This window comes from Pseudomonas sp. 10-1B, from assembly GCF_000935045.1.
Lineage (GTDB): Bacteria > Pseudomonadota > Gammaproteobacteria > Pseudomonadales > Pseudomonadaceae > Aquipseudomonas.
Genome location: NZ_JYKS01000056.1, coordinates 1 through 19,350, shown reverse-complemented (window position 1 = coordinate 19,350; position 19,350 = coordinate 1). Strand labels below are relative to the sequence as shown.

General features: G+C 63.3%; 18 protein-coding genes. 10 read left to right on the top strand and 8 right to left on the bottom strand.

Annotated elements, in window-relative coordinates; all coding sequences use genetic code 11:
- Positions 1–77: 77 nt before the first annotated feature.
- The 5 genes from TZ03_RS24565 to TZ03_RS24545 all read right to left on the bottom strand — a co-directional run bounded on the left by TZ03_RS24565 (position 78) and on the right by TZ03_RS24545 (position 4,758).
- Complete coding sequence (locus TZ03_RS24565) at positions 78–1,997, bottom strand: GGDEF domain-containing protein (RefSeq protein ID WP_051100986.1); 1,920 nt, start codon at positions 1,995–1,997, stop codon at positions 78–80.
- A 27-nt stretch (positions 1,998–2,024) separates the two neighbouring features.
- The gene (locus TZ03_RS24560; protein ID WP_051100985.1) at positions 2,025–2,879 is read right to left on the bottom strand and encodes an endonuclease/exonuclease/phosphatase family protein; all 855 of its coding nucleotides are present in this window, start codon (positions 2,877–2,879) and stop codon (positions 2,025–2,027) included.
- An 11-nt stretch (positions 2,880–2,890) separates the two neighbouring features.
- Positions 2,891–3,523 carry a thiol:disulfide interchange protein DsbA gene (dsbA, locus tag TZ03_RS24555; RefSeq protein WP_051100984.1) on the bottom strand — a complete coding sequence of 211 codons (633 nt, stop codon included), beginning with the start codon at positions 3,521–3,523 and terminating at the stop codon, positions 2,891–2,893.
- Between the two features lie 283 nt (positions 3,524–3,806).
- On the bottom strand, positions 3,807–4,424 hold the full coding sequence (locus TZ03_RS24550; RefSeq protein WP_051100983.1) for a c-type cytochrome: 618 nt from the start codon (positions 4,422–4,424) through the stop codon (positions 3,807–3,809).
- A 31-nt stretch (positions 4,425–4,455) separates the two neighbouring features.
- Positions 4,456–4,758, bottom strand: a complete 303-nt coding sequence (locus tag TZ03_RS24545) for a c-type cytochrome (RefSeq protein ID WP_015268479.1) — start codon at positions 4,756–4,758, stop codon at positions 4,456–4,458.
- Positions 4,759–4,951: 193 nt separating this feature from the next.
- Between TZ03_RS24545 and yihA the strand changes: the two genes are divergently transcribed.
- Complete coding sequence (yihA, locus tag TZ03_RS24540; RefSeq protein ID WP_051100982.1) at positions 4,952–5,584, top strand: ribosome biogenesis GTP-binding protein YihA/YsxC; 633 nt, start codon at positions 4,952–4,954, stop codon at positions 5,582–5,584.
- A gap of 402 nt (positions 5,585–5,986) precedes the next feature.
- Here yihA and polA read toward each other — a convergent pair whose 3' ends face one another.
- Complete coding sequence (polA, locus tag TZ03_RS24535; RefSeq protein ID WP_051100981.1) at positions 5,987–8,734, bottom strand: DNA polymerase I; 2,748 nt, start codon at positions 8,732–8,734, stop codon at positions 5,987–5,989.
- Between the two features lie 75 nt (positions 8,735–8,809).
- Here polA and TZ03_RS24530 point away from each other — a divergent pair, with 75 nt between their 5' ends.
- On the top strand, positions 8,810–9,097 hold the full coding sequence (locus TZ03_RS24530; RefSeq protein WP_003252997.1) for a DUF2782 domain-containing protein: 288 nt from the start codon (positions 8,810–8,812) through the stop codon (positions 9,095–9,097).
- 69 nt (positions 9,098–9,166) lie between these two features.
- On the top strand, positions 9,167–10,117 hold the full coding sequence (locus tag TZ03_RS24525) for a homoserine kinase (protein ID WP_051100980.1): 951 nt from the start codon (positions 9,167–9,169) through the stop codon (positions 10,115–10,117).
- A 113-nt stretch (positions 10,118–10,230) separates the two neighbouring features.
- On the opposite strand, the gene TZ03_RS24520 is transcribed toward TZ03_RS24525, so the two are convergent.
- On the bottom strand, positions 10,231–11,187 hold the full coding sequence (locus TZ03_RS24520) for a zinc ABC transporter substrate-binding protein (RefSeq protein WP_051100979.1): 957 nt from the start codon (positions 11,185–11,187) through the stop codon (positions 10,231–10,233).
- Positions 11,188–11,205: 18 nt separating this feature from the next.
- Here TZ03_RS24520 and zur point away from each other — a divergent pair, with 18 nt between their 5' ends.
- The 4 genes from zur (at position 11,206) to TZ03_RS24500 (ending at position 14,068) form a co-directional block, all read left to right on the top strand.
- Positions 11,206–11,691 (top strand): zinc uptake transcriptional repressor Zur, encoded by a 486-nt coding sequence (gene zur, locus TZ03_RS24515; protein WP_051100978.1) that lies wholly within the window; start codon positions 11,206–11,208, stop codon positions 11,689–11,691.
- A complete protein-coding gene (znuC, locus tag TZ03_RS24510) occupies positions 11,688–12,461 on the top strand; it encodes a zinc ABC transporter ATP-binding protein ZnuC (RefSeq protein WP_051100977.1) in 774 nt (257 codons plus the stop codon). The genes zur and znuC overlap by 4 nt, the downstream gene beginning before the upstream one ends.
- Complete coding sequence (znuB, locus tag TZ03_RS24505) at positions 12,454–13,236, top strand: zinc ABC transporter permease subunit ZnuB (protein ID WP_051100976.1); 783 nt, start codon at positions 12,454–12,456, stop codon at positions 13,234–13,236. Before znuC ends, znuB begins: the two co-directional genes overlap by 8 nt.
- A 127-nt stretch (positions 13,237–13,363) precedes the next feature.
- A complete protein-coding gene (locus TZ03_RS24500) occupies positions 13,364–14,068 on the top strand; it encodes a PA5502 family lipoprotein (protein WP_051100975.1) in 705 nt (234 codons plus the stop codon).
- A gap of 142 nt (positions 14,069–14,210) precedes the next feature.
- Here TZ03_RS24500 and katE read toward each other — a convergent pair whose 3' ends face one another.
- Positions 14,211–16,346, bottom strand: a complete 2,136-nt coding sequence (gene katE, locus TZ03_RS24495) for a catalase HPII (protein WP_051100974.1) — start codon at positions 16,344–16,346, stop codon at positions 14,211–14,213.
- A 227-nt stretch (positions 16,347–16,573) separates the two neighbouring features.
- Here katE and TZ03_RS24490 point away from each other — a divergent pair, with 227 nt between their 5' ends.
- The 3 genes from TZ03_RS24490 to TZ03_RS24480 all read left to right on the top strand — a co-directional run bounded on the left by TZ03_RS24490 (position 16,574) and on the right by TZ03_RS24480 (position 19,087).
- Positions 16,574–17,581: a methionine ABC transporter ATP-binding protein gene (locus TZ03_RS24490; RefSeq protein WP_051100973.1), complete on the top strand. Its 1,008-nt coding sequence runs from the start codon at positions 16,574–16,576 to the stop codon at positions 17,579–17,581.
- Positions 17,581–18,252, top strand: coding sequence for a methionine ABC transporter permease (locus tag TZ03_RS24485; protein ID WP_051100972.1), 672 nt, complete (start codon positions 17,581–17,583; stop codon positions 18,250–18,252). The genes TZ03_RS24490 and TZ03_RS24485 overlap by 1 nt, the downstream gene beginning before the upstream one ends.
- Positions 18,253–18,316: 64 nt before the next feature.
- Positions 18,317–19,087 carry a MetQ/NlpA family ABC transporter substrate-binding protein gene (locus TZ03_RS24480; protein WP_051100971.1) on the top strand — a complete coding sequence of 257 codons (771 nt, stop codon included), beginning with the start codon at positions 18,317–18,319 and terminating at the stop codon, positions 19,085–19,087.
- The last annotated feature ends 263 nt before the right edge of the window (positions 19,088–19,350 follow it).

Below are 19,350 nucleotides of genomic sequence, written 5' to 3'. Positions count from 1 at the left end.
GTGGCCTCGGCGTATGAGCGCTACAGTATAACGTGCTCCCCAAGCGCCGTGCTTGCCGCGAGTCAGCGGCGCGCCGGCTAAGCCTGCTCGACGCGATTGCGCCCCAACTCCTTGGCTCGATACAACGCCGCATCGGCGCGCTTGAGTACTTGGTCTCCGCGCTCGCCAGCACGGAATGCGCCCAGGCCGATGGAGGTGGTAATGACCACCCGTTCGCCCTTGAAGTGGAACGGGCACGCTTCGACCGTAGCCCGCAGCACCTCGGCTACCTGGGCCGCCGCTGCCGGCGAAGTCTGCGGCAACAGCAGCACGAACTCCTCGCCGCCAAAACGGGCGATGAAGTCACGGCCGCGCAGGCGCTTGCCCAATTGGTCGGCGACGATCTTCAGTACCTTGTCTCCGGCCAGGTGCCCATAGCTGTCGTTGATTCGCTTGAAATGGTCCAGGTCGAGGATCGCCATCGCCAAGTGGCCGCCGTGCTCCTGCCACTCGAGCACTTCGCGTTCGACCCGCTCGCTCCAGGCCGCACGATTGGGCAGGCCGGTAAGGGGGTCGAGCAGGGCTTTCTGCCGCTGCTCTTCCAGGTGCTCGCGGTAGCCGAGCGCCTCGTGCTCCATGTTCGCTACCCGCTCGGACAACCCTTGCAGGCGCCCCGCCAGTTCTTGTTCGCGACGATCCCGTTCGTGCTTGTGCTCATCCATGGTCACCAGCAGGCCTTCCAGGCGGTTTTCCAGGATGTGCTTGAGGCTGTCCACATCGGCAGCCCCCTGCATGCTGCTCTGCAGCCCGTCGACATGCTCACGCAGCTGGGTATCCAGCTCGCGGGCGGCGGAGCTGTTGTCGGCGTGCCCGGCACTGGCCTCCTGCAAGTGGCTCTGGAAGCCTTCCAGGCGCTCGTTGAGCTGCTGCAGGTAGGTTTCGAATTCGTGCTGACCGCTGTCGGTGATCGCCAGCATGAGCACGGCCAGGTCATCCAGCACCGGGATCAGCTCATACCAGTTCAAGCCGCGGGCGACCCGCTCGCGCATTTCCAGCGCCTGGGCCTTGTGCCGCTCCGGCAGGCTGAGGTCATCGAGCAGGCCGATCAGGGTTTGCTCGATGTGTGCGGCCACTTGGCTGTAGGGCGGCTCCACCGCGTAGGGCAGGGCATAGGGGCCATCTTCGCCGAAGGTCTCTGCGAGTGTTGCTGCCGGTTCCGCTTCAGCCAGCGGTTCGCTGACGGCAGCTTCCGGCGCTGGCGGTTCATCCTGTAGCGGCAGCAGGGCTGGCGGTATTTCGACCGATTCGATCAGCGCCGGGCCTGGCGCCTCCATCTCGGGCTCAGGCACCAGGGCGGCAGGGGCTGGCAGCGGTTGTAGCGCATCCACGTCATCGGGCTGCAAGGCCTCGGCAGTGCCCGGGACCACCTGGGGCTGCGTCTCGGCAACAGGTACCGCCACCGGCACAAGCGCTGGCTCGCCTTGTGGGTCATCCTCGCGGCTGCCGAACAAACGTTGCAGCAAGCCTGGCCGGGCTTCTTCCCCCGGCTTGCCAAAGGCCGACAGCGCGCGGCCTTGCAAGCCGCTCAACTCGCCCAGCAGGGGCGGCAAGTCGCGTGACTGGGCAACGCCACCGTCGAGTTTCTTCGCCAGTTTTTTCAACGGCCGCGAAATATCGCTTGGCAGCGGCAGGCCTTGAAGCTGGCCGACCAGCGCGGTCAACGCATCGCTGACCTGGTTCATGCGGGTTTCCCGGCGCTGTTCGGAATCCAGCACCGCTTTCTCAAGCCGCGGAATCAGCCCGGCAAGGCCGGCGTCCATATTGTCGCTGCGGATGACCTCGCGCATTTCCTTCATGCACTGGTCCACCACCTTGTCACTGCCTTCGGCAGCCAGGGTGCTGCGCACCAGGCCACGGCGCAGCAGGTCGAGACGGGCTTCCCAACGGCGTTCGAGCCTTTCCTGCTGCTCGATGCTTTTCAGGTACTTTTCTTTCCAGCGCTCAGCGTCTTCAGTCATGCCCGGGTCCGCAAACGGTGATGGCAATTAGCTCAAAACCGGCAGCGTATCCACAGTCAATGCATCAGGCAATCGAATCTCGACAGCAACGGGAAGGTGGTCGGAAATTGGCTGCGCCAGCACCTCGACACGCTCCAGCGTGAGGCTTGGGCTGAGCAGGATATGGTCCAGGCAACGTTGCGGGCGCCAGCTGGGGAAAGTGGCCTCGACTTGCGGGGCAATCAGGCTCAGGTCGCGCAGGGGCGAGTGCTCCAGCAGGTCGGTAGCATGGGTGTTCATGTCGCCCATCAGCACCTGGTGGCGGTAGCCGCCAATCAGCTCGCGGATATAACCCAGCTGCAGGGCGCGGGTCTTGGCCCCCAGCGCCAGGTGCATCATCACCACGATCAGCGCATCTTCGCCCTCGCCAAAACGCACCAGGATCGCGCCACGCCCAGCCGGGCCGGGCAACGGATGATCCTCGAGCAGTTGCGGCTTCAGGCGGCTGAGCACGCCATTGCTGTGCTGGGCAAAACGCCCGAGGTTGCGGTTGAGCTGCTGGTACCAGTAGGGGAAGGCCCCCAGCTGTGCCAGGTGCTCGACCTGGTTGACGTAGCCCGAGCGCAGGCTGCCGCCGTCGACTTCCTGCAAGGCTACCAGGTCGAAGTCAGTGATCAGGCTGCCGATCTTCTGCAGGTTGCCAGCACGCCCGTTGTGCGGCAGCAGGTGCTGCCAGCTACGGGTCAGGTAATGCCGGTAGCGCTCGGTGCTGATGCCCACCTGGATGTTGAAGCTTAGCAGCCGCAGGCGACCATCCTCCGGCAGGCCAGTGGCCTGCAGGTGATGCTCGTTGACCTGCGGCTGGTGCAGGCCGATACCACGGGTGGACCTGAAGCGGGCCATGGTTACGCCGCTTACTTAGCGGCGCGCTCCTTGTCGATCAACTGGTCGGCGACATTCAGCACGCCTTCCGGCCCGCCAGCGGTACCCAGGTCGAAGCGGTACTTGCCGTTGACCACCATGCTCGGTACGCCGGTGATTTCGTACTTCTTCGCCAGCTCCTTGGCCTGGTTGACCTGGCCCTTGATGGCGAACGAGTTGAAGGTGGCGAGGAACTTGTCCTTGTCGACGCCCTGGGTAGCGAGGAAGTCGGCCATTTCTTCTGGTTTGGTCAAGTGCTTGCGCTGGTTCTGGATGGCATCGAAGACTGCCGCATGCACCTTGTGCTCGACGCCCATGGCTTCGAGGGTCAGGAACATCTGGCCATGAGCGTCCCATGGGCCACCGAACATGGCCGGTACGCGCTTGAAGTTGACGTCCTTGGGCAGCTTGTCGACCCACGGGTTGATGACTGGCTCGAAGTGGTAGCAGTGTGGGCAGCCGTACCAGAACAACTCGACCACTTCGATCTTGCCAGGCACGGAAACCGGAACAGGGTTGCTCAGCTCGATGTATTCCTTGCCGGCGACAGGCTCGGCGGCCTGGACGGCAGTCATACCGAATACGCTGGCAGCGACCAGCGCGGCGCTGAGAATCAGTTTACGCATGCTTTACTCCTGAGCAGTCATTGGTCGCCACGACGCGACCTGCACTGAGACAGGCCGGGAAGGGGTCGAGTTCTGTAGTGTAACGGCTGCGGACGGAAAAAAGGGCAGTCCGGCCGCCCTTTCATCATCGGCCTGCAACATTAACTGAAAGTTAATGCAGCACCTGTCATGGCCCTATCGCCGGCAAGCCGGCTCCCACCCGACCGCATCAGCCTCAAGCCAGGTGCAATTCCTGTGGGAACTGACTTGCCGGCGATAGGGCCTTTACAGGCTACCGACGGCCTCAGTGCAGGCCCTGGATGTAGCTGGCCAATGCCTCGATGTCGTGGTTGCTCAGCTTGCCGGCGATGGTGCGCATGGTCATGGCGTCGCCATCGTTGGTGCGGTTGCCTTCGCGGAAGTCGGTCAGTTGCTTGGTCACGTACTGCGAGTGCTGTCCACTCAGGTGCGGGAAGCCGGCCAGGGCGATGCCCGCGCCATTCGGCGAGTGGCAGCCGGTGCAGGCAGGCATGCCTTTTTCCAGGTCACCGCCGTTGAACAACGCACGGCCACGCTCCACCAGCTTGGGATCGGCTGCACCCACGCTGCCTTTCTGGCTGGCGAAGTAGGCCGCGATGTCGGCCAGGTCCTGGTCGCTGAACTCGGCCAGCATGCCGGTCATCTCCAGCACGGTGCGCTTGCCCGACTTGATATCGTGCAGTTGTTTTTCCAGGTAGCGCTGGCCTTGGCCGGCCAGTTTCGGGAAGTTCGGTGCCAGGCTGTTGCCGTCGGGGTTGTGGCAGGCGCCACAGACGGCGGTCTTGGCCTGGCCAGCGGCGGCATCGCCTTTGATGGGTTGCGCAGCAGTGGCCGCACCTGCGACACCCAGGGTCAACAGCAGACTCACGACTAGTTTGTTCATCAGCTAATCCAACACGGCTAAGGGTGAAATGTTATGTATCGGGACTGCCACTCATCCAAAGGATGACCAAACGGTAGTCCTCGGCACTGCAGTCCATGCACAATCCACGCGGCGGCATAGCCTTGAAACCCTGGGTCACGTGCTTCACCAGTACATCCATGCCTTGCGCCAGCCTTGGCTCCCATGCTGCCCGGTCACCCTGCCTGGGTGCCTGTGGCAACTGCCCGGTGTGACAGGCCGCACACGTGCGGTTGTACAACACCTCGGGATCCTGTGTAGCCTGTGCGCTGAAAAACGGCAGGAACATACCGACAGCAAGCAGCCATTTCGCCAGTCGAAACGACCTGACAGGGTTGGGGGACGCGCTGCGTTCTGATGCGCAAGCTATAGTTCGGCACCCCATGCCCGCTCTCCTTCGCTGGGAGAATGGGCACACAAAAACTGGGGCATTATATACTTCTGTCAGCCAAACGGAAACGACACCGCTTGCCGGCCTAGGCTTTGGCAACACCCACATCGGATATCCCATGCAAGTCAAGAACCCCATCCTCGGCCTCTGCCAGAAAGCCAAATTCGCCCTCAGCGCTGCCAAGGTCGAACAATGCCCGGACGACCAGGGTTACGAGGTGGCTTTCGCCGGCCGTTCCAACGCCGGCAAATCCAGCGCCCTCAATACCCTGACTCATGCCAGCCTGGCGCGTACCTCGAAAACCCCCGGACGCACCCAGCTTTTGAATTTCTTCAGTCTGGACGATGAACGGCGTTTGGTCGACCTGCCGGGCTACGGTTATGCAAAAGTGCCGATTCCGCTCAAGCAGCACTGGCAGAAACACCTGGAAGCCTACCTGGGCAGCCGTGAGTGTCTGCGTGGCGTGATCCTGATGATGGACGTGCGTCACCCGATGACCGACTTCGACAAGATGATGCTCGACTGGGCCAAGGCCAGCAGCATGCCAATGCACATCCTGCTGACCAAGGCCGACAAGCTGACCCACGGCGCGGGCAAGAACACCCTGCTCAAGGTGCAGTCGGAAATCCGCAAGGGCTGGGGCGATGGCGTGACCATCCAGCTGTTCTCGGCGCCCAAGCGCCTGGGCGTGGAAGACGCCTACCGGGTGCTGGCGGGCTGGATGGAGCTGGAAGACAAGCCAGTCATTTGAAGGCTTGCTCGTAACCTTGTAGGAGCGGGTTTACCCGCGAATACGGCGGTGCAGGCCGCATCGCATTCGCGGGTAAACCCGCTCCTACAAGGCTCTGCGCCAGCCATAAGTCAAATTCCGGGCAAAAAAAACCCCGGACTTCGTATGGGGAGGGGGAAGTTCGGGGTCCAAGTCCGGACCGCTAGGGCGGGGTCCAGATATCTGCCAACACTTAACACAACATAGGAGCATCGAAAGGCTTCACCAGCCATTCAGTTACTCTGAGTTCCGGTTCACCGGTTTAGTTCCAAAGCCCTCGAAACTATTTGCGATAGTTTCATGAAACTTCAGCACCAATGGCACTGAGCAGTGCCAGGATCCGCGTCCCTACGGCGCAGATCCTACACAGCTTTCCCCGCTCGATCAGTGAGCTTCGTCCCAATTCGCACCAATTCCTGCCTCGACCACCAATGGCACCGCCAATTGCGCGGCCTGGCTCATGTGCTGGCGAATTTCATCTTTCACCTGCTCCACCAGGTCCTCGCGCACTTCCAGCACCAGTTCGTCGTGTACCTGCAGGATCACCCGGGCATCCAGCCCGCTGTCGGTCAGCCAGTTATCCACATTGACCATGGCCCGCTTGATGATATCGGCCGCAGTGCCCTGCATCGGCGCGTTGATCGCCGTGCGCTCGGCGCCTTTGCGCAGGGCCGGGTTCTTGGCGTTGATGTCTGGCAGGTACAGGCGGCGGCCGAACAGTGTTTCGACAAAACCTTGCTCGGCCGCCTGGGCGCGGGTGCGCTCCATGTAGGCCAGCACGCCAGGGTAACGGGCGAAGTAGCGGTCGATGTAGTCCTGCGACTGCTTGCGGTCGACGCCAATCTGCTTGGCCAGGCCGAAGGCGCTCATGCCGTAGATCAGGCCGAAGTTGATGGCCTTGGCTTTACGACGCTGGTCGGTCGTGACGTCTTCCAGGGCCACCCCGAATACTTCCGCCGCCGTGGCGCGGTGCACGTCGAGGTCGTTGCGGAAGGCGTGCAGCAAGCCTTCGTCCTTGGCCAAGTGGGCCATGATACGCAGCTCGATCTGCGAGTAGTCTGCCGCCAGCAGCTTATAGCCCGGGCTGGCGATGAACGCCTGGCGGATGCGCCGGCCTTCGGCGGTACGGATCGGGATGTTCTGCAGGTTCGGGTCGCTCGACGACAGCCGGCCGGTAGCCGCCACGGCCTGCTGGTAGGAGGTATGGATACGCTTGGTGCGAGGGTTGATCTGCCCCGGCAGTTTGTCGGTGTAGGTGCTCTTGAGCTTGCTCAGGCTGCGGTACTGCATCAGCACCTCGGGCAACGGGTAGCCCTGCTCGGCCAGCTCGTCGAGCACCGCTTCGGCCGTGGATGGCTGGCCCTTGGCGGTCTTGCTCAGCACCGGCATGCCCAACTTGTCGTAGAGGATCGCGCCCAGCTGCTTGGGCGAGCCGAGGTTGAATTCCTCGCCGGCCAGCTCATAGGCACGCTGCTCCAGTTCGGCCATCTTCCCCCCCAGCTCGCCGCTCTGCACCTGCAGCAGCGCGGCATCGACCAGGGCACCCTGGCGCTCGATCTTGGCCAGCACCGGTACCAGCGGCATCTCGATGTCCATCAGCACCGGTTGCAGGCTCGGCGTCTGCGCCAAGCGTGCCTGCAGCGCGTAGTGCAGGCGCAGAGTGATATCGGCGTCTTCGGCAGCGTAGGGGCCGGCCTTGTCCAGGTTGATCTGGTTGAAGGTCAGCTGCTTGGCGCCCTTGCCGGCAATGTCCTCGAAGGCGATGGTGGTGTGGTCGAGGTACTTCTGCGCCAGGCTGTCCATGTCGTGACGGGTGGCGGTGGAGTTCAGCACGTACGACTCGAGCATGGTGTCGTAGGCCACGCCACGCATCTGGATGGCGGGCGAGCCGTTGGCGAGGATGTTGATATCGTACTTGGCGTTCTGCCCGACCTTGGCCTTGGCCGGGTCTTCCAGCAGCGGCTTCAGCGCCAGCAGCACGGCCTCACGGTCCAACTGACCCGGCGCGCCTTCATAATCATGGGCCAAGGGCACATAGGCCGCTTCATGCGGCTCGACGGCGAACGACAGGCCGACCAGTTGCGCCTGCTGGGCGTCCAGGCCGGTGGTCTCGGTATCGAAGGCGAACAGCGGCGCCTGGCGCAGCTTCTCCAGCCAAGCGTCGAAGCGGGCCTGGTCGAGGATGGTTTCATACTTCGGCTCGACCTTGGCTGCCGGTTCCTCGACCGCCGCGATGTCGTCGCCGGCCTTGGCAGCATCACGCTGTACCTCGGCAATCCAGCTCTTGAATTCCATCTCGGTGTACAGCGCCAGCAGCGCCTCGCGGTCCGGCTCGCCGCATACCAGGGCATTCACCTCGATATCCAGTGGCACGTCGACCTTGATGGTGGCCAGCTCATAGGACAGGAACGCCGCGTCGCGGTGCTCTTCGAGCTTGGCCGGCAAGGTCTTGGCGCCACGAATGGCCAGCGCCGGGACCTTGTCCAGGTTGGCGTACAGATCGCTGAGGCCACCACCAATGCCGGTCAGCAGGCCCACCGCGGTTTTTTCACCCACGCCCGGGACGCCGGGGATGTTGTCGACCTTGTCACCCATCAGGGCCAGGAAGTCGATGATATGTTCCGGGCCGACGCCAAATTTCTCGTGCACGCCAGCCACGTCCAGCACGCTTCCGGTCATGGTGTTGACCAAGGTAATGTGCCCGTCCACCAACTGCGCCATGTCCTTGTCACCGGTCGAGATGATCACCGGGCGGTCCAGGGCGGCACTGCTGCGCGCCAGGGTGCCGATCACATCGTCGGCCTCGACACCTTCGACGCACAGCAGCGGGTAGCCCAGCGCCTTGACGCTGGCATGCAGCGGCTCGATCTGCACCCGCAGGTCGTCGGGCATGCTTGGGCGGTTGGCCTTGTACTCGGCGAACATGGCATCGCGGAAGGTGCCGCCCTTGGCGTCGAACACCACTGCGAACAGGCTGTCGGGGTACTGCTTGCGCAGGCTCTTGAGCATGTTCAGCACACCTTTCACCGCGCCGGTCGGCATGCCCTTGGAGGTGGTCAACGGCGGCAGCGCGTGGAAGGCGCGGTACAGGTAGGAGGAACCGTCCACCAGGACGAGGGGCGCTTGGCTCATGAGCAGAATCAACCTTTTCGACGGGTCCGGCGCTAGAATAGCCAGAATCATTGACGACAAAGGGACAAGGTTATCATGCGTACACTCAATCGCCTGTTACTGCTCGGCCTGTTGGCAACCACGCCTGTCGTCACCCTGGCGGCGGACGACGCCCCCTCGGCCGATCCCGAGGTGACCATTCGCACGGAAGGCGACAAGACCATCCAGGAATACCGGCAGAACGGCTTCCTGTATGCGATCAAGATCACGCCGAAAAACGGCAAGCCTTATTTCCTGGTACGCGCCGATGGCACTGATGCCAATTTCATTCGATCCGACCAGCCGGACATGCTGATTCCGTCCTGGAAGATCTTCGAGTGGTAATCTGACGCGCACCGTTCACATCAACCCGGCACTTCCCGGCGGAAGTGCCCGTATGGGCAATTTTTCATCATGTCAGTCTTCACCCCCGTGACCCGGCCTGAGCTGGAAACCTTTCTGGCACCGTACGAGCTGGGCCGTCTGCTCGACTTCCAGGGCATTGCCGCCGGCACCGAGAACAGCAATTTCTTCGTCAGCCTCGAACAGGGGGAGTTCGTCCTGACGCTGATCGAGCGTGGGCCCAGCGAGGACATGCCGTTCTTCATCGAGCTGCTCGACACCCTGCACGCTGCCGACATGCCGGTGCCCTATGCCATTCGTGACCGCGACGGCAACGGCCTGCGTGAACTGTGCGGCAAGCCTGCGCTGCTGCAACCAAAGCTGTCGGGCAAGCACATCAAGGCACCCAACGCCCAGCACTGCGCCCAAGTCGGCGAGCTGCTGGCGCACATTCACCTGGCCACCCGCCAACACATCATCGAGCGGCGCACCGACCGTGGCCTGGACTGGATGCTGGCCGCGGGTGCCGAGCTGCTGCCGCGCCTGACCACCGAGCAAGCCGCGCTGCTGCAGCTGGCGCTGGATGAAATCACCGCGCACAAGGCACAGATCCTGGCGTTGCCACGGGCCAACCTGCATGCCGACCTGTTCCGCGACAACGTGATGTTCGAGGGCACCCACCTGACCGGTGTGATCGACTTCTACAACGCCTGCTCCGGGCCGATGCTGTATGACATCGCCATCACCGTGAACGACTGGTGCCTGGATGAGCACGGCGCGGTGGATGTACCGCGCGCCCAGGCGCTGCTGGCGGCCTATGCGGCATTGCGGCCGTTCACCGCGGCCGAGGCCGAGCTGTGGCCGGAAATGTTGCGGGTAGGCTGCGTGCGCTTCTGGCTATCGCGCCTGATTGCAGCGGAATCGTTTGCCGGGATGGATGTGATGATCCATGACCCGAGCGAGTTCGAGGTGCGCCTGGCGCAGCGCCAGCAGGTGGCCTTGCACCTGCCGTTTGCTCTCTAGCCCTTCTTCTGCTTCTTCGCGGGCACGCCCGCTCCCACAGGTACAACAGCAACCTTGAGGTTTGTGTTATCCCTGTGGGAGCGGGCATGCCCGCGAACGAGGCCGGTACAGGTTTACAACTGTTCCAAGCACCCAGCCAGGTCACCGCCCAGCTTTTCCAGCAAGCGCTCATAGCCCTTGCCATCCACCGGGTCGGTACCGCCCAGGGCATCCAGCTCGGCCAGGCGCACCGGCAGCCCGGCAGTCAAGGTCTCGGCCAAACGCGGTCGCAGCGGTGGCTCGCTGAACACGCAGGTCTTGCCAACTTCCTGCAGGCGCTTGCGCATGGCCGCCACGTGCTGCGCCCCCGGCTGCACCTCGGACGCAACGCTGAACACTCCGGTGTGCTTCAAGCCATATTCAGCCTCGAAGTAGTCGAACGCTTCGTGGAACACGAAATACGGCTTGCCGGCGATACCTGCCACCCGCGCCTTGATCCGCCCATCCAGGGCATCCAGGCGAGCATTGAAGGCCTTCAGGTTGCTCTGGTAACGCGCCGCATTGGCCGGGTCGACCTGAGCCAGGTCAGCCGCCATTTTCGCCGCGATCACTCGCGCGTTGACCGACGATAACCACAGGTGCGCATCCAGGCTGCCTGGGCGGTGGTCGTGGTCATGGTCGTCGTGGTCTTCTTCCTCATGGGAATGGCTGTCCTCGCCAAAGTGGCGCAGCTTCATGCCCGGCAGCGCCTGCACGGCCACCGTGGCCTTGCTGCGGCTACCCAGTACACGCGGCAGGAAGTTCTCCATGTCCGGGCCGATCCAGTACAGCAGGTCGGCATCGCCCACCCGCCGTACGTCGGACGGGCGCAGCGCATAGTGGTGCGGCGAGGCGCCTGGCGGCAGCAAAACATCCGGGCTACCGACGCCATCCTGTACGGCGGCGGCAATCTGCTGCAGGGGTTTGATACTGGTCAGCACGCGCACGTCAGCCTGGGCGGAAAATGCGATGAAAGCGACAAAAAGGGCTAGGAATCGGGACACGGTGAATACTCGGGTCGTCAGAAACAGGTAACATAATAACGTCTCCATCCAGAACCGTCGCTGCCCATGTCCATCACGCCGCTGGCCAACCGTCCTCACGATCACTCCCACTGCGTACACAGCGCACTGGCTGAAGCCGACGCCTTGTGCACCCGCCAGGGCCTGCGCCTGACCGCGCTGCGCCGCCGGGTGCTGGAGCTGGTGTGGCAAAGCCACAAGCCGCTGGGCGCCTACGACATCCTCGCCGTGCTCAGCGAGCAGGATGGCCGCCGCGCCGCACCGCCCACGGTGTACCGCGCGCTGGACTTCCTGCTGGAAAACGGCCTGGTGCATCGCATCGCATCGCTCAACGCGTTCATCGGCTGCAGCCACCCCGAGCACGTGCATCAGGGCCAGTTCCTGATCTGCCGGGCCTGCCATGTGGCCATCGAACTGGAGCAGGACAGCATCAGCGAAGCCATCATCAGCAGTGCCAAAGGCGTGGGCTTCACGGTCGAGACCCAGACCGTGGAGGTGGTCGGCCTGTGCGGCAACTGCCGGAGCGCGGCATGAGCGATGCACTGATCCGCCTGGAGCAGGTCGGCGTCACCTTCGGCGGCGAGGCGGTGCTCGACAGCATCGACCTGTCGGTAGCACCGGGCCAGATCGTCACCCTGATCGGCCCCAACGGGGCGGGCAAGACCACCCTGGTGCGTGCCGTACTCGGGCTGCTCAAACCGCACCGCGGCAAGGTATGGCGCAAGCCGAAACTGCGCATTGGCTACATGCCGCAAAAGATCCAGGTCGACGCCACGCTGCCATTGTCGGTGTTGCGTTTCCTGCGCCTGGTGCCCGGGGTAGACCGCGCGGCAGCCTTGTCGGCACTGCAGGAAGTAGGCGCCGAGCAGGTCATCGACAGCCCTGTGCAGACCATTTCCGGTGGCGAGATGCAGCGCGTGCTGCTGGCCCGCGCCCTGCTGCGCGAACCCCAGCTGCTGGTGCTCGACGAGCCGGTACAAGGGGTGGATGTGGTCGGCCAGACCGAGCTCTACAACCTCATCACCCGCCTGCGCGACCGCCACGGCTGCGGCGTGCTGATGGTTTCCCACGACCTGCACCTGGTCATGAGCGCCACCGACCAGGTGGTGTGCCTGAACCGCCATGTATGCTGCTCGGGCCACCCCGAGCAAGTCAGCGGCGACCCGGCGTTCGTCGAACTGTTCGGCCAGACCGCACCCAGCCTGGCCATCTACCACCACCATCACGACCACAGCCACGACCTGCATGGCTCGGTGGTCGCCCCTGGCACCCATGTTCACGGAGCGCACTGCAAGCATGGCTGATTTTCTTCTCTACGCCCTGCTTGCCGGTTTGTCCCTGGCGCTGGTGGCTGGCCCACTGGGCTCCTTCGTGGTGTGGCGGCGCATGGCCTATTTTGGCGACACGCTGTCCCACGCCGCCTTGCTCGGCGTAGCCCTGGGCTTTGCCCTGGATGTCAGCCCGGCGCTGGCGGTGACCGTGGGCTGCCTGTTGCTGGCGATCCTGCTGGTGACCTTGCAGCAACGCCAACCGCTGGCCTCCGACACCCTGCTGGGTATCCTCGCCCCCAGCACCTTGTCGCTGGGCCTGGTGGTACTGAGCTTCATGCATGACGTGCGCATCGACCTGATGGCCTACCTGTTCGGCGACCTGCTGGCCATCAGCACCACCGACCTGGCCTGGATCCTCGGCGGCAGTGCGCTGGTCCTGCTGCTGATCGCCGCGTTGTGGCGGCCATTGCTGGCGGTCACCGTGCACGAAGAGCTGGCCATGGTCGAAGGCCTGCCCGTGACCGGCCTGCGCATGGCGCTGATGCTGCTGATCGCGGTGGTGATTGCGGTAGCCATGAAGATCGTCGGCGTGTTGCTGATCACCTCGTTGCTGATCATCCCCGCTGCGGCGGCGCAGCGCCACGCCCGCTCCCCCGAGCAGATGGCCCTGGGCGCCAGCCTGCTGGGCGTGACCGCGGTATGCGGTGGCCTGGCCATGTCGTGGTTCAAGGACACCCCCGCCGGCCCTTCGATCGTGGTCTGCGCGGCGGTGCTATTCTTGCTGAGCCTGGCCCTGCCGAAACGCTGAGAAGCAAGAGGTGTGAAAGCACACCCTGCAACCTTTTCGGGGGTAAAGGGTCTGTAAGACTTATTTTCGAGCGTGCGCACCTGGGTGTAGACTTGCTCGCTTTTTGCGCAAATAGAGAGTCGCAGGAATGAAGCCGTTCGCCTCCCGTTATCTGCTTGTTGCCGCGTTTTCCCTGTTCCTGGCTGCGTGTTCCAGCGCGCCGGTCGACCAGGCCGCTGTACCCCAAGCCGATGCCTGGCAGCAGTTGCAACAGAGTATCGCCAGCAACGAGCTGGCCACCGCCGAAGACCAGCTGGCTGCCCTGCAGGCCCAGGCGCCCGATGATGCGCGCCTGGAGCAATACCAGCGCCAGCTCGCCGAAGCCTATCTGCAACGCAGCCAGATCGTCCTGCAAAAGGGTGATGTGAACGCTGCGGCCACCGCCCTGGCCCGCGCCCGTGCGCTGATGCCGCAGGCGCCGGCGGTGACCGGCGGTGACGCCGTGACCCAGGCGCGCAAGGCTGAGCTGGAGAAGGCTGAAGCGGCACTGAAAGCTGCCGAAGCCAAACCCAAGGCACGCATTATCGACCCAACGGCACCGAGCACCGTGGTGGCCTTGAAGACCACCGACAGCCGCGCAATGCGCCGCCAGCTCGATGACATTGCCGCCGATGTGGTGAATTACCAGTGCGAAGTGGTATTCCAGGTGCCGCGCACCGAGGACGCGCCTTGGCTGAAGACCTTGCTGGAGAAGCGCGTGCGCAAGATCGACAGCAGGTTCCAGCTGAAGCAGAAGCATGAAATCCAGCGCTCGCTGCCGGCGCAGGTGGTTCTGGTTCCGCACCAGCAATAAAAGCTTCGCGTGTGAATCGGATCGCGGTGGATGGCACGGGCTTCGCCCGTGTTCGCTGGCACGCCCGCTCCCACCTCGACCGCATAGGCCTCAAGCCCTGTGCAGTACCTGTGGGAGCCGGCTTGCCGGCGATGAGGCCAGCTCAGGCGGGAATCGCTTGCGCAGCCGCCTCCCGCTCCCACACCCGATGCCCCTCGACCGCTTTGACGAAGGCATCCACCACTTTCTGATCATCCCCCACCAACAGGCCCTTGTCCTCCTTGAGCCCCAGGGCGCCCAATAGCTCCTTGGTCAACACCATCGCCTTCAGGTGCTTGTAGCCTTCGAGCAGGAAGTGCTTGGCCAGACCGCTGCCCGCCAAAGCATCGGTCGAAGCCTTGCCCGTGGGCACGACGATCCCGTCAAACATGATCGAAGGCATCCCCTCCATCGACGCATCCACCGGCAATTGCTTGCCATCTGCCGCCTTCACCGGTGCCGAAGTGGGCCCCAGCAGCATCGGCCGTGCGCTATGCGCCTCCAGCGCTTTGACCAACTTGTCGACACTCGCCGCATCCACACCATCAGCCACCAGCACGGCAATCTTGCGGCCTTTGATGCCTACCGAACCGGGGTGATTCATTTGGCTCAAAGCCGGAGACTGCGCCTGTTGGCTACCTTTGACTTTCACCGTGCCAGCCTTGGGTGCTGGCAGGCCGAGGTTGGCCGCCACCGCCGCCGCCAGTTTCAGGTCGATGTTCGCCAGGATCTCATTCACTTCACGCGCGCGAATGGTTTCGCGCTCCACCTTGCCCAACTCGAAGCTGTAGGCCTTGATGATGTGCTGCTGTTCGGTAGGGCTCATGCTCTGGAAGAACAGCCGCGCCTGCGAGAAATGGTCGCCGAACGACTCGCTGCGCTGGCGGATCTTGTGCGCATCGATGCGCTCCTGGTAGCTCTCGAAACCGCCGTCCTGCGCGGCAGGTGGGGTTTCCTTCGGCCAGCCGCCGTCGATGGAGTTGGGCTCGTACGAAGCCCGCCCCTTGTCGATGGTCATGCGGTGCATGGCGTCGCGCTGGCTGCTGTGGTTCGGCGCCACCGGCCGGTTGATCGGGATTTCATGGAAGTTCGGCCCACCCAGCCGGCTGATCTGCGTATCGGTGTAGGAGAACAGCCGGCCCTGCAGCAGCGGGTCGTTGGTGAAGTCGATACCCGGCACGATATGCCCTGGACAGAAGGCCACCTGCTCGGTCTCGGCGAAGAAATTGTCCGGGTTGCGGTTGAGCACCATCTTGCCCAGCAGCGTGACCGGCACCAGCTCTTCGGGGATGATCTTGGTCGGGTCCAGCAGGTCGAAGTCGAATTTGTGCTCGTCGGCCTCGGGCACGATCTGCACGCCCAGTTCCCACTCAGGGTAGTCGCCTGTTTCGATGGCTTCCCACAGGTCGCGGCGGTGGTAGTCGGTGTCCTTGCCCGCCAGCTTCTGCGCTTCGTCCCACAACACCGAATGCACGCCCTGGCGCGGCTTCCAGTGGAACTTGACGAAACTGGCCACGCCTTCGGCGTTGATCAGGCGGAAGGTATGCACGCCAAAGCCTTCCATCATCCGCAGGCTGCGCGGGATGGCCCGGTCGGACATGGCCCAGATCACCATGTGCGCCGACTCCGGCACCAACGAAACGAAGTCCCAGAAGGTGTCATGGGCCGAGCCGCCGGTAGGCATCTCGTTATGCGGCTCAGGCTTCACTGCATGCACGAAGTCAGGAAACTTGATGGCGTCCTGGATGAAGAACACCGGCATATTGTTGCCAACCAAGTCGAAGTTGCCTTCATCGGTATAGAACTTGACGGCAAAACCACGCACGTCGCGCACTGTATCGCCGGAGCCACGCGGCCCCTGCACCGTGGAAAAGCGCACGAACACCGGGGTGATCTTTTCCGGGTCCTGCAGGAAACCGGCCTTGGTCAGCTCGGCATGGCAACCGTAGCTCTGGAAGTAGCCATGCGCCCCGGTGCCACGGGCGTGGACGATACGCTCCGGGATACGCTCGTGGTCGAAGTGGGTGATCTTCTCGCGCATGATGAAGTCTTCGAGCAGCGACGGCCCGCGCGCACCAGCCTTGAGGCTGTTCTGGTTATCGGCGATCTTCACCCCTTGGTTGGTGCGCAGCGCCTGACCGGTGGCATCGCTGCGGAAAGCCTCCAGGCTCTGCAGCTTGGCATTGATATTGGCCCGATCGGGGGTCTGGGTACCGGCGGCCTCGCTGTGCTTGGGCGCGTCCGTTTTCTTGCTGGGCATGGGTCGGCTCTCCTCATCAGTCTTCAGGCGTGCCCGTTTCGGGCTTGTTCAACTAGTGACTGGAAGGCTTTGCCGAGCGTTCAATCAGGATTACCGGTTGTCGCGATATACCCGATGGATTGGAGCATTACGAAATAAATGCTAAGAACAGCTATGGGAAAAGGCTAAAATGCGCGACCCCAGCTAACCGCTGACCAAAATTCAATGCGCCCCACAAGGTTCGCTACGTGATCGAGTTCCAACAGGTACACAAGACCTACCGCGTTGCCGGTAGGGAAATCCCCGCACTGAATCCGACCACCCTGACCATCGAGAATGGCCAGGTGTTCGGCCTGATCGGCCATTCCGGCGCTGGCAAGAGCACCATGCTGCGCCTGATCAACCGCCTGGAAGAGCCTTCCGGCGGCAAGATCATCGTCGACGGCGAAGACGTCACTGCGTTCAACGCCAGCCAGTTGCGCGGCTTCCGCCAGCAGGTCGGGATGATCTTCCAGCACTTCAACCTGCTGGCGTCCAAGACCGTTGCCGACAACGTCGCCCTGCCGCTGACCCTGGCCGGCGAGCTGTCGCGCGGCGAAATCGACAAGCGCGTCACCGAGCTGCTGGCCCGCGTGGGCCTTTCGGACCACGCCAGGAAGTACCCGGCGCAGCTGTCCGGTGGCCAGAAGCAGCGCGTCGGCATCGCCCGCGCCCTGTCCACCAACCCGAAGATTCTGCTGTGCGACGAGGCCACCAGCGCCCTCGACCCGCAGACCACCGCTTCGGTCCTGCAACTGCTGGCCGAGATCAACCGTGAGCTGAAGCTGACCATCGTGCTGATCACCCACGAAATGGACGTGATCCGCCGGGTCTGCGACTGCGTGGCCGTGATGGATGCCGGGCAGATCGTCGAGCAAGGCTCGGTGGCCGAGGTGTTCCTGCACCCGCAGCACCCCACCACCAAGCGCTTCGTCCAGGAAGACGAACAGGTCGACGAAAGCGAGCAACGCGACGACTTCGCCCACGTGCCGGGCCGCATCGTGCGCCTGACCTTCCAGGGCGACGCCACCTATGCGCCGTTGCTGGGCACAGTGGCCCGCGAAACCGGTGTGGACTACAGCATCCTCGCCGGGCGCATCGACCGTATCAAGGATGTGCCCTATGGGCAGCTGACCCTGGCCGTGACTGGCGGCGACATGGAAGCGGCGTTCGCCCGCTTCAAGGCAGCTGACGTACATATGGAGGTACTGCGTTGATGGACGCGCTGAATTTCTTTGCCAACGTCGACTGGGCCGAAATCTGGCTGGCCAGCGTCGACACCATGATCATGCTGTTCGGCTCGCTGTTCTTCACCGTGCTGCTGGGCCTGCCGCTGGGCGTGCTGCTGTTCCTCTGCGGCCCACGGCAGATGTTCGAGCAGAAGGGCGTGTACGCGCTGCTGTCGCTGATCGTCAATATCCTGCGTTCGCTGCCGTTCATCATCCTGCTGATCGTGATGATCCCGATCACCGTGTTGATCACCGGCACCTCGCTGGGCGTTGCCGGCGCCATCCCGCCGCTGGTGGTGGGCGCCACGCCGTTCTTCGCCCGCCTGGTGGAAACTGCCCTGCGTGAAGTGGACCGCGGCATCATCGAAGCGACCCAGTCGATGGGCGCCACCACCCGCCAGATCATCACCAGCGCGCTGCTGCCAGAGGCCCGCCCGGGTATCTTCGCAGCCATTACCGTGACCGCCATTACCCTGGTGTCCTACACCGCCATGGCCGGTGTGGTCGGTGCCGGCGGCCTCGGCGACCTGGCCATCCGCTTCGGCTACCAGCGCTTCCAGACCGACGTGATGGTAGTCACCGTGGTGCTGTTACTGGTACTGGTTCAAGTGCTGCAGAGCGTGGGCGACAAACTGGTCGTGCATTTTTCCCGTAAGTAACCCCAATGGGGTCGGCCTGGCCGACCCGTTCGGGGGCCATCGCGGCCCTCACAAGGAGTGATCAATGAAGAAGCTGCTTGCTGTTGTCGCCGCTGTCGCGGCCTTCTCGGCCCACGCCGAATCCCTCACCGTCGCCGCCACCCCGGTACCGCACGCCGAGATCCTCAACTTCGTCAAACCGCAGTTGGCGAAAGAGGGCGTGGAGCTGAAGGTCAAGGAATTCACCGACTACATCCAGCCGAACGTGCAGGTGGCGGAAAAGCGCCTGGACGCCAACTTCTTCCAGCACCAGCCGTACCTGGATGAGTTCAACAAAGCCAAGGGTACCGAGCTGGTCAGCGTTACTGGCGTGCACATCGAGCCGCTGGGCGTCTACTCGGCCAAGGTCAAGAAGCTCGACGAGCTGTCTTCCGGCGCCACCGTGGTCATCCCCAACGACGCCACCAACGGCGGCCGCGCCCTGCTGCTGCTGGACAAGGCCGGTGTGATCAAGCTCAAGGACAACAAGAACATCCTGTCCACCGTGAAGGATGTTGCCGAGAACCCGAAAGGCCTGAAGTTCCGTGAGCTGGAAGCGGCCACCATCCCGCGCGTGCTGACCCAGGTCGATGCCGCCCTGATCAACACCAACTACGCGCTGGAAGCCAAGCTGAATCCGGAGAAAGACGCCCTGGTCATCGAAGGCAGCGACTCGCCTTACGTGAACATCCTGGTGGCCCGCCCGGACAACAAGGACTCCGACGCCATGAAGAAGCTGGCCGCTGCACTGCACTCGCCTGAGGTGAAGCAGTTCATCGTCGAGAAGTACAAAGGCGCTGTGGTTCCGGCGTTCTGATCCTGAATCCCCGGGGCCGCTTCGCGGCCCTATCGCCGGCAAGCCAGCTCCCACAGGTACAGCGCCAGCGTCAGGCCTTGTGAATCCCTGTGGGAGCAACTGTGTTGTATTGCCTGGGCTGGCCTCATCGCCGGCAAGCCAGCTCCCACAGGTACAGCGCCAGCGTCAGGCCTTGTGAAATCCCTGTGGGAGCAACTGTCTTGTATTGCCTGGGCTGGCCTCATCGCCGGCAAGCCAGCTCCCACAGGTACAGCGCCAGCGTC